Annotated in this window: 4 protein-coding genes; all 4 read right to left on the bottom strand. The window is 39.5% G+C overall.

Annotated features, from left to right (window positions below; translation table 11 throughout):
- Positions 1-328: 328 nt before the first annotated feature.
- Positions 329-1678: a Gfo/Idh/MocA family oxidoreductase gene (locus tag KGY70_16870; protein MBS3776873.1), complete on the bottom strand. Its 1350-nt coding sequence runs from the start codon at positions 1676-1678 to the stop codon at positions 329-331.
- A gap of 25 nt (positions 1679-1703) precedes the next feature.
- On the bottom strand, positions 1704-3437 hold the full coding sequence (locus KGY70_16865; protein MBS3776872.1) for a PmoA family protein: 1734 nt from the start codon (positions 3435-3437) through the stop codon (positions 1704-1706).
- 735 nt (positions 3438-4172) lie between these two features.
- On the bottom strand, positions 4173-4412 hold the full coding sequence (locus KGY70_16860) for a hypothetical protein (protein MBS3776871.1): 240 nt from the start codon (positions 4410-4412) through the stop codon (positions 4173-4175).
- A gap of 86 nt (positions 4413-4498) precedes the next feature.
- On the bottom strand, positions 4499-4932 hold a 434-nt coding region (locus tag KGY70_16855), incomplete at its 5' end, for a hypothetical protein (protein ID MBS3776870.1).

Raw genomic sequence — 4932 nt, 5'->3', positions numbered from 1 at the left:
ACCAATCGCAAACATCACGGAGCCGGTGATAAGATGAAGCTTTTTAAGCTTTTGCTGTCTTAGTTTCTCCATTCTTGCTGTGGTGGTTAAACCATAGCCCACCCCTAATGTTATCGCAATAAACGGTAGAATAAAGATAGAGTACCATATCTTTAGGGACCCTTGTGATCCATTACTCTAATCTCTCATATGGAACATCGAATCATGCTACTTTTCCCATTTTTTTACTGATATTCAACATCTTTTTTAACTGTGAAACTTTAGTTATTTAAACTCGCTAACTAACGCCTAATCATTTTTGTAGAAGCAGTTAAATCATTTCATTATTTCAACCTTCCTTTACTGTATATGGAGGCCTCATTTTGCGTATATATAGACTGTTTGCTTCGGGGTCATCTACAACTTCTCCGTGTTGCGGATTCCAGGTGACTTTGCGGTCACTCCTGATTGCAATGTCTCCCATATGGCTGATAGTATCAGAAATAATTGCGTCATCAAGCGGGCAGGTTTCCTCGATTTTTCCTGCAATAATATCTACAAACATTTGCCCCATCTTATTCGCTCCGCTCATGGGAGTCTCCTTCAACTTTTGGTTTAACTCCGGGATATCTGATTGTGCTTCTCCTCTACTAAGGGAAATATAACCTTTTGAACCATAGAAAGTAGTGCCATTACCATCCTCCCTTTCAGGATCTTCTAACATGCCTTGTTGTTCTGCCACATCAAGGCTGACGAAATGAACTTCAAGGCCACTTTGATATTTATAATTCAAATCCCACGAAAAAATGTTGTCATAAATACCGTCTTCACCCCAGAATTTCCCTGTTCCTTCGCAAGAATAAACACCATTTACTTTATCCTTTAATGCCCAAACCATGATATCAAGCGGATGGGCTCCCCATCCTGCAAGAAATCCTATGCTGTAATCATACTGAAACCACGAACTATTATTTGTTACCCTATCGGGACAATAATGATTTAACGGCGCTGGCCCTGTCCACCTGTCAAAATCAAATTCTCTGGGTGGAGCAACCTCGCTACATGTGGGATTTTCGACCGGATTTTTGCCGGGGCACCAAACTTCAACTCTTTCTATTTCTCCGATTTTGCCCTCTTTTATCATGTCAATCCCCACCTTCATATGCTGCTGTGCCCGTTGCTGTGTGCCATAATGAAAGTGAACATTATTGGCAGCCATTTCTTTTTCAAGTATTTTATAATTCGGATAACTCAATCCAAGCGGCTTGGCCACATAAACATGCTTGCCCGCCCTGGCAGCTTTTATCGATACAGGTACATGCCAATGATCGGGCGTGTTTATAACCACTGCATCAATATCATCGCGCTCCAGTATCTCCTCAAAATCCAAATATGTCTTAACATCGGGCGCTTTAATACTATTTTCTTTATAATACTCAGTAATTAGGTCTTTCGCTTTTTCCCGCCTATCCTTCCAGACATCACATGTAGCTACTGAACGTGCAGATTCAAGGGGCAGAAAATAATTGTTTAATTCATTCATTCCCCGAGATCCTACTCCGATATGCGCTAATCGTAAATGGTCATCTCTGTCCACTTCACATGAAGGTAATATCGTTGGTGCAACTATAGCAGCACCTACACCAACAGCTGTTTTTTTCAGGAATTCTCTTCTTCCTATAGTTTTATTCTTTTTCATAATTTAAGTATTTAATGGTTAATAATTATTCATAATAATCTTTATATTCCTCGTTAAGTTGTTGATTGTTAACATCCCCTTCTATATGTAAGATTCTATATTTTAAGTTAATACTCTCCCCCTTTGTCAATATTTGTGGTTTTAAATATACATATGCGGGATTAATGTAATAAAAAGGAATTCCAGGCGTATTTACCGAATACCAAGCTTCACCTTTCCCTTTGGTATCTTCAGAGATCATTATCACGGTACCAAACCGGTTGCCATGCAGTCCCTTACCACCCATGTAGAACCAATTACCTGTTTTGTCATCTATATCCTCATAGCCAAAGTTAACTATTGCCAATTCCTCAGATCCTTCGATTCTTTGATGACCTATGCCCCTATATTGATAATGTAGACCCCCGCTGGAGAGAATCCTCTCACTCATTAAATCTTGATTAAATCTAACTGATAATCCACCGTATCCTCCCCACAATACTCCATCAGCAACCGGTGGGGGAGTTCGGTTTAATTCAACTGTGTCAGCAACAGCTTCAAAGTTCATATTGTAATCCATCTGAATACGTCCGTCTTTATGGGGTGGAGAAACTTGGATTATCCTTTCTTCTGTTAATACTGTTTGTCCATTTTCAGGATAGTAGTCGATCTCCAAATAAATTTCAGCTGAATAATCCGATTTCCTTTTTAATTTGACGCTTGTAATATTAGTAATGCCTCTCAATTCATTCCTCTGATAATTTTCCCCGAAAAATTCCCAATAATTTGCACCATTTATATATTTCCAAGAGAACCATTGCCCTAAATGCCACGGATGATCATCAGGACTGGAACATGTAATTCGGTTTCTGTTTACATAAACCGGGTGAAAAAAAGGTTTCCCCAATTGGGTATTAAAGTTGAATTGCCATAATACCTCATCATTCTTAAGAAGGGCAAAGGTAGAATCATTTTCCAGCCAGGTAAACTCAGATGCTTCTATTGTCTTTTTTTGCTGAAGTTCTTTAGGAATTGGTATACTAACTCTCGATGTAGCTGCCCATTCTGTTCCACGCAGCATAAGAGTCTGAAAACCGGTGTTGCGCATGGCTCTTGTATCGTGTCCCAAGAGGGTATGAAAAATCCTGCCTTTTCCATAATCCGAAACAGCAATTGCAGGTTGGTTTTCATATCCTTTGTTCAAAGCGTCTTCATTAATGGCGCTTCCCAAAACCTGAAACCTATCATTCTGTTTCGCATTAATCCATAATTCATCAAAAATATAAAAATTTGAAAGCCCTTTTGTAATAGGATGTTCCTGGTTTTCAATTTTCACCTTCACAGGACTATTTTTTCCATGCCATGTATCTTCTACCCAAGCTCCTGTTGAAATTTTGTCAAACTCAGGCCAAGTGTAAAATGTCGAGGTGGAAGAATGAAAAAAGACCAAGCCTCCCCCTTCTTCTAAATATCTCAATAATCCACTTTCAACCTTTTCCGGCCACCGCACATCTTTCTCGGGCCATGAATTCCAGTTACTTACAATTACATCAAACTCATTAAAATCCTTATAAATGAGGGTGTCAGGTTGATTTGTAATTTCGACTTTAAATAACCCCCTTCCTTTATAGATGTTTTTCAAAAGCGGGGTAGTTCTTTGCCAATTATGATTATTGCTGCCACTTAACACCAATAATTGGGTTGATTCATGTTGCATGTCTTGTGATTGACAAAACAAACTTATTGAAATGAATGTAATAAGAAATAATATTTTTTTCATAGTTTTAATTTTTTTGATTATCTAATAAAACACTGTTAATCAATACATCAATAACGAATAATTATATCTGTAATTAAGCATTCTATTTAAAAAGTCGACTATTTTTGAGTAGAGCGGGTCGTTACCTTCCCGCTCCCCCACAGATCCGTACGAGCAGCTTTCTCCGGCAACTGCCGGATTCCTCTTTAAATAGATCCGGCTCTCGCTTTTTGCAATTCTTACGTTTACATTTCTCATACATCAGGTGCATTAAATATTTCCAAATTGCATGCCCGTTTTAAAGTATCTCCCTTTCCTACTTACTGGCTTTTCAGCATCCGCCAAATTCCCCAGCTTTCAATCGGTATTATGAAGATACTAAGACTCCCTTCGCCCTTCTTTTACCCTTCAATTGTCTCCCGATTCGGATACCACCAGGATATTGCCTTTTTCTTATCGCATTCACAGGTGGCAATATGAACCTTTAATGCCTGGATACTTTTAGCGCGATTTGACATATTACCGTCTTACGTGTGGAGGCGGGAGGCTCTTCCGTGTTCCCATGCAAACCAACCTGCCTTTGATATAGCTTTAGACTCCGGCCGGGCCAGCATTACTTGTATTTATCGCAAAGCCGATGTTGCAACAACAAGTTTAAGAATTAATGCCCCAGCTTTATGTTTGCTTTCGAAGCTCAATACTATACCTTCAGCAGTCACTGTTTACGCTTCATACCGTCCGGCAGCTGCCGGACGATTATGCAAAACTCGCTTCCGATGGCTGACCAGGCCTTTCCGTATCCCGCCTATTCGGCGAGATGGGTTTGCTGCAAGGTGTTTCATTATTTATATATTTAATACGCCATCCCCACCTTAGGGACATGCACGGCGCAACGCTCGCTCCTTCCTGTCCTTTCATGTCCGGAGGATAGGGTGTTTTTTGGTCTACCTTGCCGAATTCAATACAATAGCCGATATTTTCCAGTAATTGTTCCATATTTTTTAACTTTTCATAGTTAATGTCTAAATAATTGAGCTCACTCTAAGGATATACTAAAATATAAGACATTTTTAGCTTTTATTTTATCTGAATATATAATACAGAACAGCCATCACAACAATCAGTAATAAGGCTAAAATACGGGCATCGGAAATGCCTCTCACTTTGCCCTCAGTTATAAATGAATGGGGCCGCCTCATGGTCATCTTTTGCAATATCTCTTCTTTTGCACGTGGTGTAAAGTGACTGACTATAAAATAAAAAAGGGTGCAGATAACAAACAGGTAAAATGCCTTCATCATAAAATGAATGCCTAAAACATCGGAAATGTATCTTTTCCCGGCAATCATTTCAAAATCAAAGCAGAATGCTATAAGGGCCAGAGTCAACCCGAATACCAATGTGTAATGGCCCGCTTTGGGAGTGCCTCTTTTCGACATCACCCCGAAAATAAATACCACCGAGATGGAGGGAGACAGTATAGCCAGCAGATCGTTGATGGCCTCAAAAATACTGG

The organism is Bacteroidales bacterium (assembly GCA_018334875.1).
Classification (GTDB): Bacteria; Bacteroidota; Bacteroidia; order Bacteroidales; family UBA12077; genus JAGXLC01.
This window is presented reverse-complemented; position numbering and strand designations above follow the sequence as displayed.

What these genes read in the sequence shown, in the direction of transcription:
- KGY70_16870 (MBS3776873.1), bottom strand. Translation starts at nt 1,678, where the DNA reads ATGAAAAAGAATAAAACTATAGGAAGAAGAGAATTCCTGAAAAAAACA.
- KGY70_16865 (MBS3776872.1), bottom strand. Translation starts at nt 3,437, where the DNA reads ATGAAAAAAATATTATTTCTTATTACATTCATTTCAATAAGTTTGTTT.
- KGY70_16860 (MBS3776871.1), bottom strand. Translation starts at nt 4,412, where the DNA reads ATGGAACAATTACTGGAAAATATCGGCTATTGTATTGAATTCGGCAAG.